Below are 20,247 nucleotides of genomic sequence, written 5' to 3'. Positions count from 1 at the left end.
CGACCCACCGACACCAGATACCCATACCGACTTCCCCATTGTTTACTCTTTTTTACCTTTCAGGGTTTTATCGTTAGAGCAAAAACATGACTTTTCAACATAATAAATACATCATAAGGCCATTTCCCTGACCCCACTTAGGTAGCCCCCCATGCCTGCATTGCGTCAATTTGCGAGAACCCGCACTTTTGCCTGCCCACTTGGCATTGCCGCGTCGCTGTGCAGCTTTTCAGTCTTCGCAGCCAGTGTCAGCGTCACCGACACTCAAGGCGCGCCGTTGGAAGATGCCGTGGTCGAGATCTATATCGATGGGGCAACGTTACCGGCAGCCACCGAAAAAAATATCGTGCAGCGCAATGCCGCCTTCAACCCTACCGTCACCACGATCCCGGTAGGCAGCCATGTCGCTTTCCCCAACGAGGACACGACTCGACATCACGTATTCTCGTTTTCACCCGCCAAGGTCTTCGACCTGGAGCTGTTTCTGAGCGAAACACCGCCACCCGTTCACTTCGACCAGCCAGGGGTCGTGGTACTCGGCTGCAATATCCATGACCAGATGCAGGCGTTTATTGTGGTCAGCGAAGCACCCTATGTAGGCATGACCGATAGTGCGGGCAAGCTCGATCTGAGCGACCTCCCAGCAGGTGACCATCGTATTCGAGTCTGGCACCGTCGCATGGATGACAGCCAGAATGTATGGTGGGAAGGCAGCATCAGCGACGCCGACGACCTGATGGTCAGTCTGGAGCTTAACGCCCTGACCCCGGAGCCTCCCGAGCTGTCACCGCTACAGCAGCGTTTTCGCAATGCGACTCACACTCACTGAACGCTGCCAAGCAGCGATGAAACGAGGTTGAAATGCGCTTTCGCACGCGCTTGACCCTGGTTCTGCTGACCGTAGTGATAGTCTCCCAGCTCGCTACGGGCGTGGCTTTCTTGCGCGCTACCCAAAACGATGCCCTGGCAAAAGGCAATCAGCGTTTGGAGGTCGGCGCACGCGTCTTCGAGCAGTTCCTTGAAATTCGCGGTGACCAATTGCGGGACAACGTTGCGATTCTGGCCGACGACTTTGGCTTCAAGAGTGCCGTGGCAACCCAGGATACGGCCACCCTCTATTCCGTGTTGGGAAATCATGGCGACCGTGCCCAGGCGGACATGGTGCTGCTGAGCAATTTGAACGGCGAGGTCCTGGCCAGCAGCCATCACGATCAGGACAGCGCCATGCCGTTTCCTGAACTGTTCGATCGCGCCCAGCAAAGCGGCAGCGGCGTGGGCGTCGTGATCGATCAGGGCCAGCCCTATGAGTTTGCACTGCTGCCCGTGCGTGCGCCCAACCTTATCGGCTGGGTAGGCATGGGCTTTCTGATCGATGAAGACGTTACTCAGGAGATCAACACGCTGACCGGCCTGGACGTGAGCGTCGTCACCTACGATGCCGCAGGCGAGCTTAGCTACCTGGCCAGCTCAAGGCCCGGGGGAGCCGAGCAAGCGCTGAACTTGGCAGGCGACCACCGTTACCTGGCCTACTCATCGGCGCTGCTGTCCACCGAACAATATCAATCCCACGTATTGATTCAGCTTTCTCGTGATGAGCTGCTGAGCGCCTATAGTCGGCTGCAGTTGCAATTATTCGGTATCGTCGTATTGATGCTGCTGCTCACATTGGCAGCCGCGCTATGGAGCGCTCGCAGTATCAGCCAGCCGCTGATTGCGCTGGCCCAGGCCGCTCAGCGCATTGGCCGTGGAGAACGGATGGCGCTGCCCAAAGAGGGCTCGGTGGCCGAGACCCAACAGCTGGCCAGCACGCTCTACTCGATGCAGGAGGCCATCGCCAAGCGGGAGGCCACCCTGCTGCACCAGTCTCGTCATGACCGTTTGACGAACTTGCCCAACCGACTCAGTGCCGTCGAAGACATCGAGCAGCTCGTTGCCAGAGCGCGTCCCTTCACGTTACTACGTTTTTCGATCAACGATTTTCGTGACATCAACGATACCTTCGGGTATGAGCTGGGGGACCATTTGCTGGTTGCCCTGGCGCACCGTTTACAGCAGTTGCCTGAACCTATTCACAAGGCCTATCGGCTGGATGGGGACGAGTTGATGCTGCTGATTCGTCAGGCAAACTTCATCGAGGCACAGCGGGAAGAGATGATGACGCTGATCAGCGAGCCGATTCGCCTGGATCAGTCCATGATCGTACCTTCCCTCTCTGCCGGTGAGGTCAGCTACCCAGAACACGGCAATAGCGCCCGCTTGCTGCTACGCCGTTCAGACATTGCCCTGGATCAGGCGCGCCGACACCGCCACAGCCACAAGCGCTACCAGGATGGACAAGACGAGCAGCATCTGCGCCAGCTCATGCTGATCAGAGACCTGCAGGAAGCCGTGGACAAAAACGAGCTGTGGATGGCCTATCAACCCAAAGTGGATACCTCCACTGGCCATGTCTGCCAATTCGAGGCACTGATGCGCTGGCGCCATCCTACGCTGGGCTTCGTGCCGCCGGATGAGTTCATCGAACTGGCCGAGCGCTCAGGCAACATCGGCCTGCTGTCGGACTGGATGCTGATCCATGTCTGCGAGCAGTTGCAGCGCTGGAAACACGCGGGGCATCACCTCTCGGTGGCTATCAACCTGTCGGCCAGCGATGTCATCGATAGCGATCTCGCCTTGCACATCCAGGACCTGATGGAGAGCTACGGACTGACACCTGACCAGCTGGCCGTAGAGGTCACCGAAAGCGCGGTCATGCAGGATGTCGAAGCTGCCACGCGTACGCTGCTGGCACTCAGCGACATGGGCTTGAAAATTGCGGTGGACGATTACGGCACGGGCTACTCGTCACTGGCTCAGCTCAAACGCTTGCCCGTGAATGAACTCAAGATCGACAAGTCCTTCGTGCTCAAGCTCGATACCCAGGAGGAGGATCAGACCATCGTGCGCTCGACCATCGAGATGGGCCACAACCTGGGGGTACGTATTGTCGCGGAGGGCGTCGAAAACCTCGCCAGCGCAGCGCTGCTCAAGCAATTACACTGTGACTACCTGCAAGGCTACTGGATATCCAGACCCATGCCGGCCCAGGACGTTGCCCCCTGGCTGGAGGCCTTCGAGCCGATCAACTTTGCCGCTCCTCTGACGCAAGCACACTAAAAAAAGGGAACACCATGCGTAAAGCGCACTTACTCAAACGGCCCCTGTGGGTGGCGGCCACCGCCCTCAGTGCGCTGCTGCTGGCCAACTCGGCCACGGCAGGCAGCCGTATCATGGGCACCGGAGCGGTCACCGCCATCGAAGGGGCAGCAGGCGGCGGGCTTTCCCCATGGGCGGTGCTCGCCAGCACGGCCAGTGACGATGAAGTGGGCGTCACTGCCGCCGTGACACGAGCGTGGCTGGATGATTATCGCCTGACCGTGACCGGCGCCAACATCAACATTCATGACCGTGTGGAGGTCTCGATTGCCCGTCAACGCTTCGAACTGACGACCCTGGGCGGCGAACTGGAACAGGCCATCTACGGCGCCAAGGTGCGTTTATGGGGCGACGTGCTGTATCACCCGTGGGGTATCTGGAGCGCTGGCGTCATGCACAAGCGCCTGGACGATGGTACTGTGCCCACCACACTGGGGGCTTATGACACGAGCGGGACCGAAGCGTACCTGAGCGCCAGCAAGCTGCTGTTCAACGCCGTGCTGGGCCGGAATGTGTTGCTCAATGGCACCCTGCGCAACACCTCCGCCAACCAGGGCGGACTGCTCGGTTTTGGCGGCGACCAGGGCGGACGATCCTGGATGGCAGAAGGGAGCGTCGGCGTGTTCATCACGCCCAACTGGATCATCGGCACCGAATACCGACAAAAACCTGACAACCTGAGCGTGGCCGACGAAGAGGATTGGCAAAGCATCTATAGCGCCTACTTCTTCAACAAGCACGTTTCCTTGACGGGGGCATGGCTGGACCTGGGCGACATCGCCGGTCTGCCTTCTCAGCGCGGTGGCTATCTCTCGTTACAGGCGGCGTTTTAACGCGGCTTGGCCCATGACCCAGCCCTTCATTTTCAGGAGTCGACATGAGTAACCGCCACTTGGCCATCCGCAACACGCTGATCATTGGAGTCCTGTCAGGTCTCCTGCTCACTGGTTGCGCCCATCAGCAGCCATCCACCACGTTATACGAACGCGTCGGCGGGCAGGCCAGCCTGGAAAACGTCGTGGAAAACCTGCTGTATCGTATCGCCGATGACGCCGATATCGTCGTCTATTTTGCCAATAGCAACATCGATTTGTTCGCGGCGTCCTTGGTCACTCAGCTATGTGACATCAGCGATGGCCCTTGCCAGTACGAAGGCCCGCCCATGGACCGTGCTCACCAGACCATGGGCATCACCGATGCTCACTTCAACCGAGTAGTAGAGTACTTGAACGAGGCCATGATAGAGGAAGGGATACCGCTAGCCGCACGTAACGACATGCTGGGCCGCCTGGCGCCCATGTATGCCGACGTCATGCGCCTGCAGTAATCTGCCAGCCATCACGTCCGGCGGTCTTGACCTGGTACAGGGCTTTATCCGCCGCTTCGTAGGCACCGGCAAAGGCCGTTGCCATGGCAATGAAACGCGTGGCGCCCACGCTAAGCGTCACGCGCTTTTTATCCGGGTGAGCGGGATGCGGATACTCGGCCGCATCGAGCGCCGCCTGAAGCGCTTCACACTGCTGTGCCAGTACGCTATTGGAAGGGCACGGTAGCAACGCCGCAAACTCATCGCCTCCCAATCGATAAAGCTGGGCCGTCGGCCCCAGCGCCTGCTCGATCATGCTTGCCAGTTGGCGCAACAGTCGGTCGCCCTGAGGATGCCCCAGCGCATCGTTGTACTGCTTGAAAAAATCGATGTCGATCAAGATCAGTCCCAGCGACTCACCCTCGCGACTCACCACGTCCTGATGCAGTGCACTGCGATTACCGATCCCCGTGAGCGGGTCGCGCATGGCGCGGGCCATCCAAGCCAGCTTTTCGGCAGTGGCGTGTTCCGTCTGACGCAGCTGCCGCTCATGCATCGCCCAAAACCCTAGACCCAGCACGAAGATCAGCAGACTGGAGTAGGTCAACACCTGGTTGTGGCGTCGGGTGCTTTCGGAAAAATCATTGATCGCCATACCGCGCCGATCCAACTGGTGCATTTCGATACGCGTCAGGCAATCGACGGCGATGAATAGCGCGTGGGCCGCGTCGATGGGTTCGATCTGCTGTTGTTCCAGGCGTTCGGTCATCTCGTCGACCAGTGCCAAGCTGGGCAGGGTACAGGAGTAGTTCTGACGGTATACACTGACATCGAAAAGCCCATAGGCGAGATCCAGCGCATGGTTGGCCTCGCTGATGTCCAGCGGAGACGTCGCCACCAGCAGCGATTCTTGGGCGCTCTGCACGTAGCCTCTCGCCCGAGTCGCCAGCTGCTGCCCGGTCAGGCTGCCGGTCTGGCTGAAGTAGGCCTGGATTTCCGGATAGACCCAACGAGACTCATAGACGATCAATACCATCAGGCCCATGAAGCTCATCAAGCTCAAGGAGAGCCACGTCATGTAGCGGGGGCGACGCTTTGGCTCTCCTGGTGGCGCTGCACTCACCACTGCGCCTCGATGCTGCGAATCATCCAGATCCAGTCGTTGAATTCACGCAGGTTTTCGGTATCACGGCCAGAGTATTCACGCTCCACCAGACGCACCGGGCCCCGCGAGCGCAGCGTCAGCGGCTCACCATCTTCCACGGTGACCAGATACCAGACCGGGTTGTCCCAGCCCCCCAGGGTCACTTCGTAATCATCCCAGGCAGTGAAGTGCAGTTGCGGGGGTACCGACCCGAAGTGTTCCACCAAGAATTCACGAAACGGAATTCCCTGCATTTCCACGTCGCGCCCTTGATAAGGGTCGTAAACGGTAAACGTGGTATTGGGCTGCTCACGCAGATCACTGATGGCGATTTTCTCGGTGGTTTCCCCATCGATCAGGTTCAACGCCTGCGCCTGGGCCAAGGTCGGGAGACATAGCGCAAGGAGCAGCCCCAGCACCATGTTGCAGAGAGGTTTCAAAGAAGTGCGGGGCGTTACAGCAGTACGTGGCAGCACAGCGTTCATGGCCGTTCGGTTCCTGGTAAGGGTAGGCGTTCAAGTGGACACACTTTACCAGAGCATCAGGCCAAAACACTTCAACGGCTGTCAACTGATTTACCACAGGCATAAAAAAGCCGGCCCAGTGGGCCGGCAAAAGGAAGTTTACACTTGCATGTAAACCCCCTCCCCTGACGACTGCTACAGTCTGCTGGATCAAGGCTTCTTGCGTTCATCCTTGCGTAGATGATCACGCACCACGAAGCCAACCCAGCCCACCATAAACGCGATCACCAATGCGACAGTTACCAAGCCGAAAATGACTGCATCGTCCCAGTACATGATGTTCCCCTCCCGCCGTGATGTATGAAGCCATCTTACGGGTTTCGAGCAGGGGAACACTGACCTGGGTCAACCTTTGAAAACCACTCCACCCTGGGGCGTCGTGAACTTGATATAGGTCAGTTTTAGAGCACTTTGCGGTCTTCGACCTTGCTGTGTTCGGTACCCGGCGGCAGCGGATGGCCTTTGGCCAACTCGGCTCGGGTCGCCTCGCGCACGTCCAGCAGCGTCACGTGGTAGCGCAGCGTGTGCCCGGCCAGCGGGTGATTGGTATCCACGGTCACGGTATCGCCTTCGATGCTCAGTACGGTGACGATCTGCGGACCGGCCTCGCCTTCGGTTTGAAAACGGCTGCCCGGCGCAAGCTCCGCGCTGCCAAACGATGCTCTGCTTACCTCTTGCACCAGCGCTTCATTGCGAACGCCATAAGCGTCTGCCGGAGTCAAGGTGACCCGCAGCTCATCGCCAGCAGAGCGCCCTCCCAGGTCACGCTCCAGGCCAGGCAGAATATTATCGTGGCCATGCAGGTACTCCAGGGGCTGTTCGCGCGCGCGGGAGTCGTCCAGCACACGGGTACTGCCATCGCTGAGCACGTCGCTGAGGACATAATGCAAGGTGACGACCTGATGGGCGGTAATCGACATGGAAAACTCCTCTCCGGTAAGCTGTCGGCTTGATAGGATGTCGGGCCCAGTTTACCACCGACCGGTTTTTAGCGGGCCTTGCGCCCTGGTTTTCTTTTGGAGCGAAACACCCCATGCCCACCCCTACCCCCCAGCGTAGCTGGCTGGCGGCACTTGCCATCTATCTCAAGGCGCCGGTCATCACCATGCTGTTTCTTGGTTTTTCCGCTGGCCTGCCCTTTCTGCTGGTATTTTCGACCCTCTCGGCGTGGCTACGCAGCGATGGCGTGGAAGTCGCCGCCATTGGCTTCTTCGCCTGGATCGGCATGCTCTACTCCATCAAGTTCTTCTGGGCACCGGTGGTCGACCGGCTGGCCCTGCCCCTGCTGACCCGCACCTTCGGGCAACGTAGAGGCTGGATGCTGCTGGCACAGGGGATGATTGCCGCGGGGCTGGTGGGGCTGGCCGGGCTCGACCCCGTGGGTAATCTGGGTTGGGTCGCAGCCTTTGCGCTGCTGGTGGCGTTTGGCTCGGCCACCCAGGACATCGCCATTGATGCCTACCGGATCGAATCGGCCAACGACGACCTTCAGGCGGCCATGGCCTCGACCTATATCATTGGCTATCGCGGGGGACTCATCGCGGCGGGGGCTGGCGCGCTTTACGTGGCGTCGGCCTTTTCCTGGAGCGCCGCCTACCTGAGCATGGCGGCGCTGGTGGGTATCGGGGTGCTGACGGTATTGATTCGCCCCGAGCCTCAGCGCGCGTCGCTGAGCGTGCAGTTGATCCATGAGCCCAGGGTGCGCGCCTTCCTCCGCGCCAGCCGCGGTCAACCCAAGGTATTCCGGCGCATCACCGCCTGGGCGATTGGGGCCATTGTCTGCCCATTCACCGATTTCTTTCGCCGCTACGGAGTGAAGGCACTCGGTATTCTGGTATTTATCGGCGTGTTTCGCATCAGTGATTTGGCCATGGGCTCCATGGCCAACCCGCTGTACATCGACCTCGGGTTTTCGCTGGGCACCATCGCCAGCGTCACCAACATCTTCGGCATCGCCATGAGCATTACCGGTGGGTTGCTGGGGGGGTTACTGGTGGCCCGCTACGGGATTGGCCCGGTGCTGATTCTGGGCGCGGCGGCCGCCACGCTGACCAACCTGCTGTTTGCCGTGCTGGCGTTGATCGGTAACCAGGTGCCGATGCTGGTCATCACCATCATTGGTGACAATCTGGCCAATGGCCTGGCCAGCGCAGTGTTCATTGCGTTTCTTTCCAGCCTGACCTCTCGGGCCTATACCGCCACCCAGTATGCGCTGTTCTCGTCCTTGATGACGCTGCCGGGCAAATTCCTGAGCGGCTTTGGCGGCCTGGTGGTCACGGCGCAGGGCTACGCTACTTTCTTCGTGGTCGCCACCCTGCTGGGCCTGCCCGCCATCCTGCTGGCCATCTGGATCAGCCGCGACAAGCAGCTGGTGCCCACGCCCAATATCGCTTCCCGCTAGCGGTGGCGCTCCAGCCAGGCCAGTGCGCCTGGCGTGGTGCGCCACTGGTCACGCATCAGGGTGCGGTACTGCCAGGCTTCCGCACGGGAGCCTGGGTCTACCTGGCCATCCGGATGGGGCATGGAGGGGCGCGGGTTTTCCGCGCAGATCAATTCCAGCGCATAGCGGCTGTGGGCCATCACATCGGCCAGCGCCGCTTCTGCGGCTTCCTGTTGGCCCAGGCGATAAAGCGCCAGCGTGCGGCCCATCAATAGTCCCAGCACCAGCGAGCCGTCGTCCTTTTGCGGCTCGTTGGTCAACGCCAGGGCCTCCTCGTTGCGGTCATCGCGCAGCAACTGGTCCAGCACCAGTTCACGCAGCCCAAGGCTATCTTCCTGGTCGATGGCCAGCAGCTCTTCGGCCAGCTCCCGAGAGTGCTGGCGCGCGCCCCGCTCCATGCCCACTACCAGCGCCAAGCCGGTGCGCAGCAGCATGGCATTGTCGGCATCGTCCCAGCACAGGCTGCCTTCACCAGCGGCCCGAGCCTGCTCCAGCCAGCGCGAGAGGCGCAGCGCCAGAGGCTCCAGCAGGCTGGGTGCCATCCACGGCAGGCTACCAAAGCGGCTGGTCAGCGCCAGCGTCAAATCCTGCACGACCTGAGGGGCATCCAGCCACTCGGGGTGGGCGCACAGCTCGGACATCCAGTCGATGGCGTTGACCCAGGGGTCTTCCCGAAAACCCAGCGCCACGTCTTCGTCCACCAGCACCTGGAACTGCTCATGCCAGGCGGCAAACAGCGTCTCTTCACGGGCGGTGGTGGTGTACAGCAAACGACCCCGCTCATCGTCACGGGTAAGGGTCAACAGCGGCGCGGTGGGCAGCGCAGCCAGCAGCGCCTGCAGGGCCACCAGCGGCGTGGCCATGTCCTCTTCGGCGCTCAGCAGCTGGTCAGCCAGGGTGGCCCCAGGGTTATCGGCCAGGGCGGCGAGAAAATCGAGCTGCTCGTCATCCAGCCCGCCCTGGCGTGCCAAGCGACGATACCAGAAATCGGCTCGTTCCTTGGCCTCCTGCTCATGGCCTTCGTGGAGCAGCAGCATGGCTTCGATATAGGCCAGCGTCGGCGAGTCGGGCAGCGCCTGCTGGGCTTTGACAAAGGCCCCGCGAGCGCTGTCGAGATCGTCGTTATCCAGGTGCATCAGGCATAGCCGCTCGAGGGCCACGCCGCGCAAGAACAGCGGCCCCCGCTCCATCACTTCGTCCAGCAGGTCGGCGCGTTTGCGCGTGAACCCGCGCTCCTGGTAGATATCGAGCAGAATTTCGAAGGCAGGCTCGGCCTGTTCGGGCAGCCGCGACCAGTCGCTGCCATCGAACAGCGACTCCAGTATCTGCATGGCGCGGCCGGTCTGGCCACTTTCTGCCGCGATCAGCCCGGCTTCCAGCAGCGCCTGGGGCGGTGCCTGCTGGCTCTCCAAGGCAGCCTTGAGGGTGGCGCCTTTCCACTCGCGCAGCGAGAGCATCCACATCATCTGCTCGGGAATGTCGGTAGGGAAGCTGACCCGGTAGCAGCACTGCTTGTACTTGCGGCCCGAATCACACCAGCAGGGTTCGTTGCGCCCAGGCGTGGCCAGCGGCTCGCTGGCGAAATTCAGCCGCTCCAGCGGCGTCTGCGACCATAAAATGGGCGCCAGCGCCTGCGCAGTGGCCACGTTATCGTTGAAGGATGCAGCGCCTTCGGCACGCACCCAGGTCATGAAATCCGGGTAGTGCTCCTGCTGCCTGATGGCCGAGAGTGCCCCAGAGGCAAATCCCAGCAGTTGATCGACCCATACCGCCAGCATTGCCGTCTCCACTGTCTTCAATCCGCGTTTTCAAAGCGCCGTAGTCTAGCATGGCTAACCACGCTGCCGCAGCGACAATCGCTCAAGGAGAAGGCCCCGTCAGGGCGTGCGCGCCCAGGCCAACAGGGGCTGCGTGCGCTCATGCATGTCGAGGCGCGCTTTCAGCCTTACCAGATTCCAGTAATGGCCGTTCAGGGCTCGGGAAAGCAGCAGCGTATCCGCTGGCGGCTGCAGCCGGTCCATGGCTGCCCATACCTTGGGCGTCAGCTCACGCAGTCGGCGGTGTACACGCACATCGCTGAAGTCCTGCTCGCCGGGCGCAAACAGCGGCGTGATGCACTCTGCCGACTCCTTGTAGAGCGCCAGCGGAGCGCCCTGACCCTGGCGTCCGCCCATCTTCATCAGCGCACCGTCCATGGCCATGGGGTCTTGTGCCAGGGTGGCATCCAGAAGCTGCATCATGGCTTTCAGGCGCGCTTCCGGCACGGGGATCACGGCGCCCAGATCATAAATCACCAGCCTGCCCTGCTCGTCGCAGGCAAAGTTGCCTGCGTGGGGGTCGGCATGCAGCTCGCGGTAGGTGAACAGCTCTTCGGTGATCCAGTCGGCCAGCGCCACGGCCACCTGCTGGCGGGTGGCATCGTCGGCGCTCTCCAGCTCACGCAGCGGCGTTCCGCCCACGTAGCGCATGGCCAGCACATGCTGCCCGGAAAGCTCGAACAGCGGCTCGGGGATCACCAGCGCCGGGTTGCTCAGGTAGCGCTCTCGATAGCGCGCCAGCGCCTGGGCCTCGGCGTGATAATCCAGCTCGTCACGCAGGCCTGCCGCCAACTCCTCGAACAGCGCATCCAGCCGTGCCTGGGGCACCTTGAACCAGCGGCCCAGGGCCATGATCCGCTTGACCTGCTTCAGGTCGCTTTCCAGCACCTCGGCAAGCCCGGGGTACTGCACCTTGAGCACCACGGTTTCACCGTCATGGGTCACGGCCTTGTGCACCTGGCCCATGGAGGCGCTGGCGAACGGGCGTTCTTCGATGCTTTGAAAGTGCTTGTCGATATCGCCGTACTGCAACACCAACGCCTCGCGAATTTTGGGCCACGGCATCGGCTCTGCCTGACGCTGCAGGCGCGCCAGCTCGTTGGCCAGCTCTGGCGGCAGCAAATCGTCCCACTGCGACATGATCTGCGCCAGCTTCATGGCCGGGCCTTTCAATTCGGAAAGCCCCTCGAACAGCGCTTCGCCCAGTGCCTGCCAATCTGCCTGGCCGCCCAGCCGAGTCTTCAGCAGGGCACCGCCGGTGCGGGCACCCAGCCCCAGTAAACGTCGTGTTCTGCCGCGTTCGCGCATGGAGATCGCCTTTTCGGATGCTTTTGAGCCAGCTTACTCAATCAGCTAATTTTATACAAAAACTATACGCAAAAAATCATCACCGCATGTCCATGACACCTGTATACATTTTCATGTATCAGGACTCTAACCCATTGGCCACTTCTGCTACCATGCCCTTTCGTTCTTCACTGCCTCCAGGATCACACCCCATGCGCTTGATTATCGCCGAGAAACCCAGCCTGGCGCGGGCCATTGCCGATGCACTGCCGGGCGGCCAACGCCAGGACGGAGCGATTGTATGCGGCGATACCATCGTGACCTGGTGCCTGGGCCACCTGCTGGAGCAAGCTCCACCGGAGGCCTACGACCCTGCCGACAAACAGTGGCGGTTGGACAGGCTGCCCATCGTGCCCCAGCAGTGGCAGCTGGCTCCGCGCCCCAAGGCACGTGGCCAGCTGGCGGTGATTCGCAAACTGATCAAGCAAGCCACCAGCGTGGTGCACGCGGGCGACCCGGACCGCGAAGGCCAACTGCTGGTACAGGAAGTGATCGAGCACCTGAAATATCGTGGCCCGGTACAGCGGCTGCTGGTCAGTGACCTCAACCGACCCGCCGTCAGCCGCGCCCTGGCCAGCCTGCGGCCGAACAGCGAGTTCCAGCCGCTGTTCGAAGCGGCCCAGGCACGCGCTCGTGCCGACTGGCTGTACGGCATCAACCTGACCCGCGCCTGGACCCTTACCGGCCGCCAGGCAGGCCACGACGGCGTGCTTTCCGTGGGCCGTGTGCAAACCCCGGTACTCGGGCTCATCGTGCGGCGCGACAACGCCATTCGTGATTTTGTGCCCCACCCCTTTTACCCCCTGTGGGTGGACCTTCAGGTGGCCCAGGGCCAGCTGCGCGCCTGGTGGGCACCCAAAGAGCACCAGCCTCTGGATGAACAAGGGCGCTTGATTGACCGCACCCCCGCCGATGCCCTGGCCGCTCAACTGCCCGGCGCCCGCGGCACGCTCACCACATTAGACCAGCAGGAGAAGCGCCAGGCCCCGCCGCTGCCCTACTCGCTCTCTGCGCTGCAGGTAGATGCCGCCCGTCGTCATGGCCTCTCTGCACAGATGGTGCTGGATATTTGCCAGCGGTTGTATGAGCAGCACAAGCTGATTACCTACCCCCGCTCCGACTGCCGCTACCTGCCCGAGGAGCATTTACCGCTGGCCCGACAAACCCTGGCCAGCGCCTGCCAGCACGACGACACCCTGCGCGGGTGGCTCCACGGGGCTGACTTTACCCTGCGTTCAAAAGCCTGGAACGATAAACAGGTAGGCGCGCACCACGCCTTGGCTCCCACCGGCAAGCCCGCCGATTTCAGCCAGCTTTCCGCCACCGAAGGGCATGTGTTTCGACTGATCGTGCGCAACGTCATGGCACAGTTCTATCGCCCGCTGCGCACCTTCGAAGTCAAAGCCGAGTTCACCCTGTTGGATGAAGCCTTCCGCGCGCGGGGCCAGAGCATTCTCGACCCCGGCTGGAAACCGCTGTTCACCACCCGAGAAGAGGCCCCACCGCTGCCGCCACTGACTCAGGGCGAAGCCTGCCAGGCTCTCGGTGCAGGTGTGGAAGAGAAAGAGACCCGACCGCCAGAACCCTTCACCGACGCCAGCCTGATCAAGGCGATGATGAACATTGGCCGCTACGTGGACGACCCGGAAGTGCGCCGCACCCTGCGCGACACCGACGGCCTGGGCACCGAAGCCACCCGAGCAGGCATCATCGAAACCCTGGTGCAGCGCGGCTACCTGGTACGCCAGCAAAAAGCCCTGCGCGCCACTCAGCTTGGCGTCGCCCTCATCGCCGCACTGCCCAGCGCCGTCAGCACTCCCGAACGCACCGCTCTCTGGGAGCAGCGCCTGCGCGCGATCTCCGAATGCCAGGACGACCCCAACGCCTTCCAACACGCCCTGTTGGAAGACTTGCACACCCTGCTGCGCCAAAGCGATGCCGGCAAACTGCGCAACAGCCTGCAAACCGCTCAGGGCGAAGCCGCAGGCCCCGCCAAACGCAGCGGAACCAGCAAAAAGAGCTACGCACGGCGCAAGAGTACCGGCAGCAAGAAAAGTACGGGAAGCCGTGGCAGTGCGGCGGGGAAGCGAGTACGCTCAAGGCGGGCTGACTAAATCGGCAACATTCGGTTGATGAACTCGCAAAAAGTCATTATCACCACGTCTCATCCGTACCTGGTGGCCCCACATCCATCGGCGTATCCGGGGCGATGTCTAGCACCCCTTGCACGCGCTTGAGCCGCTGGACGGTAGCGTCATCGGCGGCACCGGTGATGCAGCCGATCTCCTCCAGCACCTCGCGGACGGAAAGCCCTTCGGCGCTAAGACGCGTGGCGATATCATGAATGGGCTGATCGCTGGAAATCGTGATCAGCCAAAGCGTTACCGTTGCCATGGAAGGTATCTCCCGAAAATCAATGCCACACGTGTTGATGGGCATGCGCTGGGCGGCCGGAGAAGACCGCCAGCGCACCACGCAGCCTAAGGGGCTTGTACCAGCCCCGCGCCTACCTGCTCTTGCGATAGCGGCAAAGGCCTAGCAGAGGCTATTAACTGATCCCACAGTTTTCGACCACGCAATGAAGCATCCGACTGGGCCCAAAGGGCCGCACACCCCGCCACGTGCGGAGTCGCCATGCTGGTACCGCTGATGGTCTTGTGACAGGTCGGCCGAGGCCAGGCAGACAACACGTCGCGCCCTGGGGCGGCCAGCTCGATCTTGCCATGATTGGAGAAGCTGGACACCGACAGGTTGGGATCCAGGGAAGCCACCGACATCACCGTGGGCGAGTTCGCCGGGGCGCCGGTTGGCAGGGTTGAATTGCCTGCCGCCGCTATCACCAGGCAGTCGTTGCGTAGCGCTGCCGCACCGGCATGGGTGTAGGCAGCCTGTACCGGGCTCTGGCTGCCCAGTGACATGGAGATCACTTCACAGCGATTGGCAATCGCCCAGTTCAAACCTGCCAAGACGCCTGCGCCCGTACTGCTGCCCGAGTTGGTCAACACTTTCCCTACCAGCACCTGGGCATCGAAGGCAACCCCGTAACGGGGGGTATCACCGCTGGGAGACTTCGGGCCGCAGGCGGTTCCAATGCAGTGTGTACCATGCCCATTGAGGTCCTGCACCGGCTCGCCGACGAAGCTGCGCGAGACAAATTCACGGCCCGCAAACTCCGGGTGGCCCAGGTCCATCCCGGTATCCAGCACGGCGACCTTGATACCTGCCCCACTCCATTGGCTGGCGGGTACTCGGCAACGGGCCAACCCCCAGGTGGTGGTGCGGCCCTCTTGTTCTGGCTTTTCGACGGCGTTTTCCATCTCCAGCTCCACCCCCATGTCACGGGCAATGGTGGTCGCGGCACGCAAGAAACCGCGCAAGTACTCCGAGTTTTCCGAAAAGGCAAAATATTCCGGCTCGATGATCTCGATGGGGCTATTCACCGCGAGCTTGTCCAGTACGTCCATGCCATGGTGCTGCAAGGCATCGCCGCCCACCAGGGCTACGCCCAGCTCTGGAAATACCAGCGCCTCGGCGTCACCGGTTTCGTCCAGGCTGACCGCTTGCTCGCTGAAATCGCGCGCGTCGGCAATACGGAAGTTGAGGGCTTGCAGTGCCTTGATGCCCTCTTCCACTTGGCCGTCTCGATAGCTGATCAAGTAGCGCCCTGTTTCCAGACAGCTGCCGCCCCGCTCCAACGCCGCCAGCAGCAGCTGCTCGGTCTTGCACGAAACGGTGGCTATCGAAGCGTCACCCTGTCCATTTGGTCGTTTGGTCATCCTGCACCTCTTTACGCTTGGCACTCTGCATGATCGCCCTTTCTCCAGCATATGCCTGCCCTGGCGGGCCCTTTGGCGAAACGGCGTACGTACCCCTCAGCCTAACGCACCTCGCGTTCCATGCCAGCACGATTGCAACGCATTACGGGCTACGGCAGGCCCCTGCAAACCTCAGTCCCGCTGGCGGGCAACGGGTCGCACCACCCACCAGCTGGCCAGCACCAGGCTACCGAACAGGGTGTATACCGCCACGAACACCCACTCCGGTGCCGTGTAGTAGAGCAGCCGCTGGAGCCAGTGTTGAATGAAGGAACCGGCGTAAGTGGCTGAACCGGCTTCGGCACGCAGCGCCATTTCCAAGGTGGTGAGCGGGCAGACGGCTCCTAGCCACGCTTGCACGACCACATAACCAATGGCGCCTAGATGAACAAGCCGAAACCGGCGGTGGCGCACCCAGCGCCAGCCCAGAATACCGCCCAGGTAGATAGCCAGTAGTCCCGGCACCACGAAGGCCACGAACAACACATGCAACAGCAGCACGGCATCGGCCAGTAACAGCAGTAGCGATGAAGGCATGGGCGTTCACCCCATGGAGTGAGTATCGCTGTCGGGCTCTTCCAACAGCGGCGGCACTGGGCAGCCGAGCATATCGGCCACCGCGCGGAACAGCTCTGCCTCGGCGGCGCGAATCACGCCACTGTGCTCTACACAGCGGGTCATGGCGTTCAGCAAGCGGGCTTTATGGAGCGGTTTCAAGCGGCGCAACCGCTCTACGGCCAGGCTGAGCGCCTGCATGTCATCGGCGTCTTGCAGGGAAGACAACGTGAAAGGCAGCGAGGCCTGGGCAGCCCGCAGCGCGGCAGTCACGGCCTCATCACCCGCCTGCCCTGGCGCCACTCCCGCCTCAGCCAACACGCCCAACAGGCGCTGACATTCGGCCTGGGTCTGTTCCAGCGTCAGGGTTTCGGCACCGCCGTGACGCTCGCTCAGATGGCTCAGCAGCAGCTGGTAGAGCGTCCACTCGAACAGGCTGACCTTGCCGTCGCTATGGATCAAACGCTCCAAGCAGAGCCTGAAGTGCTGGGCTTGCTGTGTAGAAAGCGAGGTGAGCGCAGGCAGGGCAAGTTCGATCAGCGGCAGGCGCAGCTGTACATCGAGCCGGGCCACCTGCTCCTTGAGGGCGTGCAGCGCGGCGAACACATCCGGCAGCGCCACGGCCTCCAGTGCCGCCAACTGCTGTGTGCGCTCGGCATCATCGTTGCTCAGCAGCATGGCGTAGATCAGCGCCCTGGCACTGTAGGGTTCATGGGCGGCCTCTACCAGGGTGGCGGGCAAGGCATCGATCACGTCTCGGGCCTTTTGAAGGTGGCGCGGATCGGGTTGCCCCATGGCCTCCAGCGCCACCTGCATGGCCGCCATACTGAACAGTGCCTCGGGAGACGTGGGCATACCGCCCATCCGGTGGTTCTGGGGGCGTTTGTCTGCCTCGGCACCAGGGGTGTCGGGCTCTTGCTCCGAAGGCGCTGGCTGCAAGGCTTCGAAACGACCGTGCCAGTCGGGTAGAACGCGCTGAATGCGCGACTTGAGCGGCGGATGCGTCGCCATGAGCTGGCTTAGCCCCGACGACACTCCTTGACTGAAAAACAGGTGGCTGAATTCGGCCGCCTGGGGCGCCGAGAGGTGCGAGCCCTTGGCATGGGCACCCACTTTCACCAGCGCGCCGCCTATCCCCTGTGGGTTGCGGGTGTACTGCACGGCTGCCGCATCGGCCAGATACTCCCGCTGACGGCTCACCGCCGATTTGATCAGCCCGCCAAAGAAAGTGCCCGCGTAGCCGATCAAGGTGAGCGCCAGCCCAAGGCCCAGCACTACCGCCGCCGAGTTGTCGCGCTTGTTGCTGCTGACTCTTCGAAAGCGCAAGCTGCGCAACATCATGCCGCCTGCCAGACCAATCAGCAGCACGCCATGCAGCAGGCTCACCAGCCGGATGTTCAGACGCATATCGCCGTGCAGAATATGGCTGAACTCATGGGCGACCACCCCCTGCAGCTCATCGCGGGTGAGCTGCCGAATGGCGCCTCGGGTAATGCCCACCACCGCATCGGCAGGCTGATAACCGGCCGCAAAAGCATTGATCCCCTCCTCTTCCAGCACGTATACCGCAGGCACCGGCGTCCCGGAGGCAATGGCCATCTCTTCGACCACGTTCAGGATCCGCCGCTCGTCGTGATCGCGCGTGTCGAGGTTGATCAGACGGCCGCCCAGCGCTTCCGCCACCACACGTCCACCTCGACGCAGCTGGCGCTGCTTGTACAGCCCCCCGAACCCCACCAGCGCCAGCACGCCGACGGCCACCGCCGCCAGCAGCTCCCAGGAGAGCATGGCCAACACCCCCTGCTCGACCGGCTGAGCCTGACTGCCGCTGGCGCCCATCATGTACAGCGCAATGGCCACCACCAGCGTGGTCACGCCGATCAACGAGACGATGGCAAGGAGCAACAGCACCACCCAACGGCCCGTGTTGCGCCTGGCGTGGTCTTGTGCGGTAAAGAAATCCATGGCACTGGCCTCCCTGTGGTCACCCGGGCCTGGGCATCACGTCTAGAACGAGACGCTCGGCGCCGTTTGCAGTTGGGCGCTGTCTTCGAAGGACAGCAGCGTGGCATCCTGCCCATGCCCCAGAATGCCCGCCACGGCAATCGGCGGGAAGCTCTGGCGATAGGTGTTGTAGTGCATCACCGCGTCGTTGAACGCCTGACGGGCAAACGCCACCTTGTTTTCGGTACTGGTCAGCTCTTCCGACAGCTGCTGCATGTTCTGCGAAGCTTTCAGGTCCGGGTAGGCTTCCATGACCACGTTCAGCCGCCCCATGGCCTGAGTCAACGCGCCCTCTGCGCCTCCCAGCTGCGCAATAGCCTCGGCACTGCCAGGGTTGGCCGCGGCGGCTTTCAGGCCGGCGGCGGCTGTGTTACGCGCTTCGATCACCGCCTGCAGCGTTTCCCGCTCATGATTGAGGTAGCCCTTGGCGGTTTCCACCAGGTTGGGAATCAAGTCGTGACGCCGCTTGAGCTGCACCTCGATTTGCGCAAAGCTGTTTTGAAAGCGGTTGCGCAGCGACACCAGTCGGTTGTACACCGACACCATATAGACGGCGATCAGAGCTATCACCACCAGCACGATAACCACAGTGAGCATCATGATATTTCCTTCCGTAGACCCAGATTCATGGAGAGCGGGTGTGCCCCATTACATGATCGGCTGACCATTGATCATCAGGCTTCCTTCTTGCCAAAGCACTTCCTGCTCTTCCGCCTCGCTATCCAGCATGGCGGCAAACGGCATCGGAATAAAGCCCAATACCAGATCGGGAGGCGTGGTCACAGTCAGCGCCAGGCTCAGGCGACGGCTGAGATACTCCTGAGCCTCGAAGGGGCTCATCATCTGCTCTTCGCTCATCAGGCCCTCGGGTAACGGCTGCCCAACCGGCCAGAAGGCACCGTAGAGCGCTCCTTTGTCGAGGTCCTGACCGTCGAAGGCCATGTGCGTAGTGAGCCGAGGCTTGAAGTCGATGCCTAGGTCGGGCAGTACGATATGGGCCTGCAGGGGGTCGATGGCCATGGTGGGGCTGGCAACCAGCATGGCGTAGCTGCTTTCCAGAGCCTCGGCCATCAGCACACGCTCTTGCTCGGCGTCCACCGGCACACCGCGCTCTTCGGCATCCAGGTGCATGGCCATGAGCGGCGCATAGGCTTCCTGAAAGGCTTGCAGCGCCTCCAGGTCCCAGTTGTCGGCACTCACCTCGAAGGCCAGGCTACCAAAGGACGTATCATCCACGCCCATCTCGGCAATCCGGAAATGGCCGCTCTGGTGGACGATGGTCTCCCCTCGTGACTCGCTCTCCGACTCCATACCCTCCAGGTAGACCCGCACGCCTTCCACGAATATTTCCGTGCGCGGTATGTCGAGACTCTGCAACAGCACGGGTTCGCCTTCGTGATGACGAGTGTTCAGGATCAGCCGTGGCGTCGCCATGCGCACGGTTTCATTGTCGCCATGATAGGTGATCTCCTGAGCCCGGGTATCCAGGTGCCAATGCCCGTCGGCACCGCGATCGAGCCCCACCACCAGTTGGTCGATCAGCACGTCGAGCGCCACACCATCCAGCTCGGCGGCGCTCAGTTGCCCTTCGATGGCGGAACGTGTTGCCTTGAGGTCGATATCGATGATGCCCTGCACCAGCGCCTGATTGGGCACGATATCACCGGTAATATCGGCGCTCAGCGCCCCGTGCTTGACGAACAGGTTGACGTCCGCCGTGGCGTCTTCGAACCCGCGCATGGCGATCGTGGCCGTGGCTCGGGTATCGAAGAGGCCCTTGTCGATCTGCACATCATGCACCTCGTAGGAGACCGACCGATCCAGCTCGGCGAAGCTATCGACCAGCGCCTGCTCCACCTGATTGCCCACCATCGCCTGAGCTGCGACATACCCACCAGCGCCAACCACCACTACGCCTGCTGCCGTCGCGACCCATCCCTTTGTACTCAACGCCATGCCTAGCCCTCTCGATAGAATATGTTGCCAACATCAACATAAGAATAATTATCAATGATGCCAGATTCGTTTCAAAAAGAAACGCCTGCCCCAAACGATGCAACAGCAAACCAAAATGGAACAGGCAGGCTTGATTGTCTGTAA

At 61.7% G+C, this 20,247-nt stretch carries 18 protein-coding genes; 6 read left to right on the top strand and 12 right to left on the bottom strand.

Going from position 1 to position 20,247, the window contains the following annotated elements; translation table 11 throughout:
- The first annotated feature begins 151 nt into the window (after window positions 1-151).
- Genes FEU76_RS09740 through FEU76_RS09725 form a run of 4 tightly spaced genes read left to right on the top strand, consistent with a single transcriptional unit; the run spans window position 152 to window position 4,522 of the window.
- On the top strand, window positions 152-829 hold the full coding sequence (locus FEU76_RS09740) for a hypothetical protein (protein WP_039178347.1): 678 nt from the start codon (window positions 152-154) through the stop codon (window positions 827-829).
- 32 nt (window positions 830-861) lie between these two features.
- Window positions 862-3,156, top strand: a complete 2,295-nt coding sequence (locus FEU76_RS09735) for a putative bifunctional diguanylate cyclase/phosphodiesterase (RefSeq protein ID WP_144982572.1) — start codon at window positions 862-864, stop codon at window positions 3,154-3,156.
- 14 nt (window positions 3,157-3,170) lie between these two features.
- Window positions 3,171-4,028, top strand: coding sequence for a DUF3034 family protein (locus FEU76_RS09730; RefSeq protein WP_144982568.1), 858 nt, complete (start codon window positions 3,171-3,173; stop codon window positions 4,026-4,028).
- 44 nt (window positions 4,029-4,072) lie between these two features.
- Window positions 4,073-4,522, top strand: coding sequence for a group I truncated hemoglobin (locus tag FEU76_RS09725; RefSeq protein ID WP_144982565.1), 450 nt, complete (start codon window positions 4,073-4,075; stop codon window positions 4,520-4,522).
- Here the strand turns inward: FEU76_RS09725 and FEU76_RS09720 are convergent.
- The 4 genes from FEU76_RS09720 to FEU76_RS09710 form a co-directional block, all read right to left on the bottom strand.
- A complete protein-coding gene (locus FEU76_RS09720) occupies window positions 4,506-5,579 on the bottom strand; it encodes a GGDEF domain-containing protein (protein WP_039178356.1) in 1,074 nt (357 codons plus the stop codon). The two genes, FEU76_RS09725 and FEU76_RS09720, sit on opposite strands and share 17 nt — an antisense overlap.
- A 41-nt stretch (window positions 5,580-5,620) precedes the next feature.
- Window positions 5,621-6,130 (bottom strand): hypothetical protein, encoded by a 510-nt coding sequence (locus FEU76_RS18740; protein WP_039178358.1) that lies wholly within the window; start codon window positions 6,128-6,130, stop codon window positions 5,621-5,623.
- A gap of 189 nt (window positions 6,131-6,319) precedes the next feature.
- Window positions 6,320-6,445, bottom strand: coding sequence for a cytochrome c oxidase subunit CcoM (gene ccoM, locus FEU76_RS18735; RefSeq protein ID WP_016913649.1), 126 nt, complete (start codon window positions 6,443-6,445; stop codon window positions 6,320-6,322).
- Between the two features lie 125 nt (window positions 6,446-6,570).
- The gene (locus tag FEU76_RS09710) at window positions 6,571-7,089 is read right to left on the bottom strand and encodes an FKBP-type peptidyl-prolyl cis-trans isomerase (protein WP_144982562.1); all 519 of its coding nucleotides are present in this window, start codon (window positions 7,087-7,089) and stop codon (window positions 6,571-6,573) included.
- Window positions 7,090-7,202: 113 nt separating this feature from the next.
- Between FEU76_RS09710 and FEU76_RS09705 the strand changes: the two genes are divergently transcribed.
- Entirely contained in the window at window positions 7,203-8,570 is a 1,368-nt protein-coding gene (locus FEU76_RS09705) for an AmpG family muropeptide MFS transporter (protein ID WP_144982559.1), read from the top strand.
- Here FEU76_RS09705 and FEU76_RS09700 read toward each other — a convergent pair.
- Entirely contained in the window at window positions 8,567-10,387 is a 1,821-nt protein-coding gene (locus FEU76_RS09700; protein ID WP_144982556.1) for an SEC-C metal-binding domain-containing protein, read from the bottom strand. The genes FEU76_RS09705 and FEU76_RS09700 overlap by 4 nt on opposite strands.
- A gap of 99 nt (window positions 10,388-10,486) precedes the next feature.
- Window positions 10,487-11,734 (bottom strand): ABC1 kinase family protein, encoded by a 1,248-nt coding sequence (locus tag FEU76_RS09695; RefSeq protein ID WP_144982554.1) that lies wholly within the window; start codon window positions 11,732-11,734, stop codon window positions 10,487-10,489.
- A gap of 191 nt (window positions 11,735-11,925) precedes the next feature.
- Between FEU76_RS09695 and FEU76_RS09690 the strand changes: the two genes are divergently transcribed.
- Entirely contained in the window at window positions 11,926-13,887 is a 1,962-nt protein-coding gene (locus FEU76_RS09690; protein WP_144982552.1) for a DNA topoisomerase III, read from the top strand.
- A 40-nt stretch (window positions 13,888-13,927) separates the two neighbouring features.
- Here FEU76_RS09690 and FEU76_RS09685 read toward each other — a convergent pair whose 3' ends face one another.
- From FEU76_RS09685 to FEU76_RS09660, 6 genes are all read right to left on the bottom strand, one after another.
- On the bottom strand, window positions 13,928-14,167 hold the full coding sequence (locus FEU76_RS09685; RefSeq protein WP_144982549.1) for a hypothetical protein: 240 nt from the start codon (window positions 14,165-14,167) through the stop codon (window positions 13,928-13,930).
- Between the two features lie 86 nt (window positions 14,168-14,253).
- On the bottom strand, window positions 14,254-15,549 hold the full coding sequence (locus FEU76_RS09680) for a S8 family serine peptidase (RefSeq protein ID WP_144982546.1): 1,296 nt from the start codon (window positions 15,547-15,549) through the stop codon (window positions 14,254-14,256).
- A 171-nt stretch (window positions 15,550-15,720) separates the two neighbouring features.
- Window positions 15,721-16,125, bottom strand: a complete 405-nt coding sequence (locus FEU76_RS09675) for a DUF2784 domain-containing protein (protein WP_144982543.1) — start codon at window positions 16,123-16,125, stop codon at window positions 15,721-15,723.
- A gap of 6 nt (window positions 16,126-16,131) precedes the next feature.
- Window positions 16,132-18,108, bottom strand: coding sequence for a M48 family metallopeptidase (locus FEU76_RS09670; protein ID WP_144982540.1), 1,977 nt, complete (start codon window positions 18,106-18,108; stop codon window positions 16,132-16,134).
- A 42-nt stretch (window positions 18,109-18,150) separates the two neighbouring features.
- Complete coding sequence (locus FEU76_RS09665) at window positions 18,151-18,747, bottom strand: LemA family protein (protein WP_144982537.1); 597 nt, start codon at window positions 18,745-18,747, stop codon at window positions 18,151-18,153.
- Between the two features lie 48 nt (window positions 18,748-18,795).
- A complete protein-coding gene (locus tag FEU76_RS09660; RefSeq protein WP_144982534.1) occupies window positions 18,796-20,103 on the bottom strand; it encodes a DUF945 family protein in 1,308 nt (435 codons plus the stop codon).
- Window positions 20,104-20,247 lie beyond the last annotated feature (144 nt).

Origin of the sequence: Halomonas sp. C22, assembly GCF_007655045.1 — a bacterium.
Lineage (GTDB): Bacteria > Pseudomonadota > Gammaproteobacteria > Pseudomonadales > Halomonadaceae > Vreelandella > Vreelandella hamiltonii.
This window is presented reverse-complemented; position numbering and strand designations above follow the sequence as displayed.

What these genes read in the sequence shown, in the direction of transcription:
- FEU76_RS09740 (WP_039178347.1), top strand. Translation starts at nt 152, where the DNA reads ATGCCTGCATTGCGTCAATTTGCGAGAACCCGCACTTTTGCCTGCCCA.
- FEU76_RS09735 (WP_144982572.1), top strand. Translation starts at nt 862, where the DNA reads ATGCGCTTTCGCACGCGCTTGACCCTGGTTCTGCTGACCGTAGTGATA.
- FEU76_RS09730 (WP_144982568.1), top strand. Translation starts at nt 3,171, where the DNA reads ATGCGTAAAGCGCACTTACTCAAACGGCCCCTGTGGGTGGCGGCCACC.
- FEU76_RS09725 (WP_144982565.1), top strand. Translation starts at nt 4,073, where the DNA reads ATGAGTAACCGCCACTTGGCCATCCGCAACACGCTGATCATTGGAGTC.
- FEU76_RS09720 (WP_039178356.1), bottom strand. Translation starts at nt 5,579, where the DNA reads ATGACGTGGCTCTCCTTGAGCTTGATGAGCTTCATGGGCCTGATGGTA.
- FEU76_RS18740 (WP_039178358.1), bottom strand. Translation starts at nt 6,130, where the DNA reads ATGAACGCTGTGCTGCCACGTACTGCTGTAACGCCCCGCACTTCTTTG.
- ccoM (WP_016913649.1), bottom strand. Translation starts at nt 6,445, where the DNA reads ATGTACTGGGACGATGCAGTCATTTTCGGCTTGGTAACTGTCGCATTG.
- FEU76_RS09710 (WP_144982562.1), bottom strand. Translation starts at nt 7,089, where the DNA reads ATGTCGATTACCGCCCATCAGGTCGTCACCTTGCATTATGTCCTCAGC.
- FEU76_RS09705 (WP_144982559.1), top strand. Translation starts at nt 7,203, where the DNA reads ATGCCCACCCCTACCCCCCAGCGTAGCTGGCTGGCGGCACTTGCCATC.
- FEU76_RS09700 (WP_144982556.1), bottom strand. Translation starts at nt 10,387, where the DNA reads ATGCTGGCGGTATGGGTCGATCAACTGCTGGGATTTGCCTCTGGGGCA.
- FEU76_RS09695 (WP_144982554.1), bottom strand. Translation starts at nt 11,734, where the DNA reads ATGCGCGAACGCGGCAGAACACGACGTTTACTGGGGCTGGGTGCCCGC.
- FEU76_RS09690 (WP_144982552.1), top strand. Translation starts at nt 11,926, where the DNA reads ATGCGCTTGATTATCGCCGAGAAACCCAGCCTGGCGCGGGCCATTGCC.
- FEU76_RS09685 (WP_144982549.1), bottom strand. Translation starts at nt 14,167, where the DNA reads ATGGCAACGGTAACGCTTTGGCTGATCACGATTTCCAGCGATCAGCCC.
- FEU76_RS09680 (WP_144982546.1), bottom strand. Translation starts at nt 15,549, where the DNA reads ATGACCAAACGACCAAATGGACAGGGTGACGCTTCGATAGCCACCGTT.
- FEU76_RS09675 (WP_144982543.1), bottom strand. Translation starts at nt 16,125, where the DNA reads ATGCCTTCATCGCTACTGCTGTTACTGGCCGATGCCGTGCTGCTGTTG.
- FEU76_RS09670 (WP_144982540.1), bottom strand. Translation starts at nt 18,108, where the DNA reads ATGGATTTCTTTACCGCACAAGACCACGCCAGGCGCAACACGGGCCGT.
- FEU76_RS09665 (WP_144982537.1), bottom strand. Translation starts at nt 18,747, where the DNA reads ATGATGCTCACTGTGGTTATCGTGCTGGTGGTGATAGCTCTGATCGCC.
- FEU76_RS09660 (WP_144982534.1), bottom strand. Translation starts at nt 20,103, where the DNA reads ATGGCGTTGAGTACAAAGGGATGGGTCGCGACGGCAGCAGGCGTAGTG.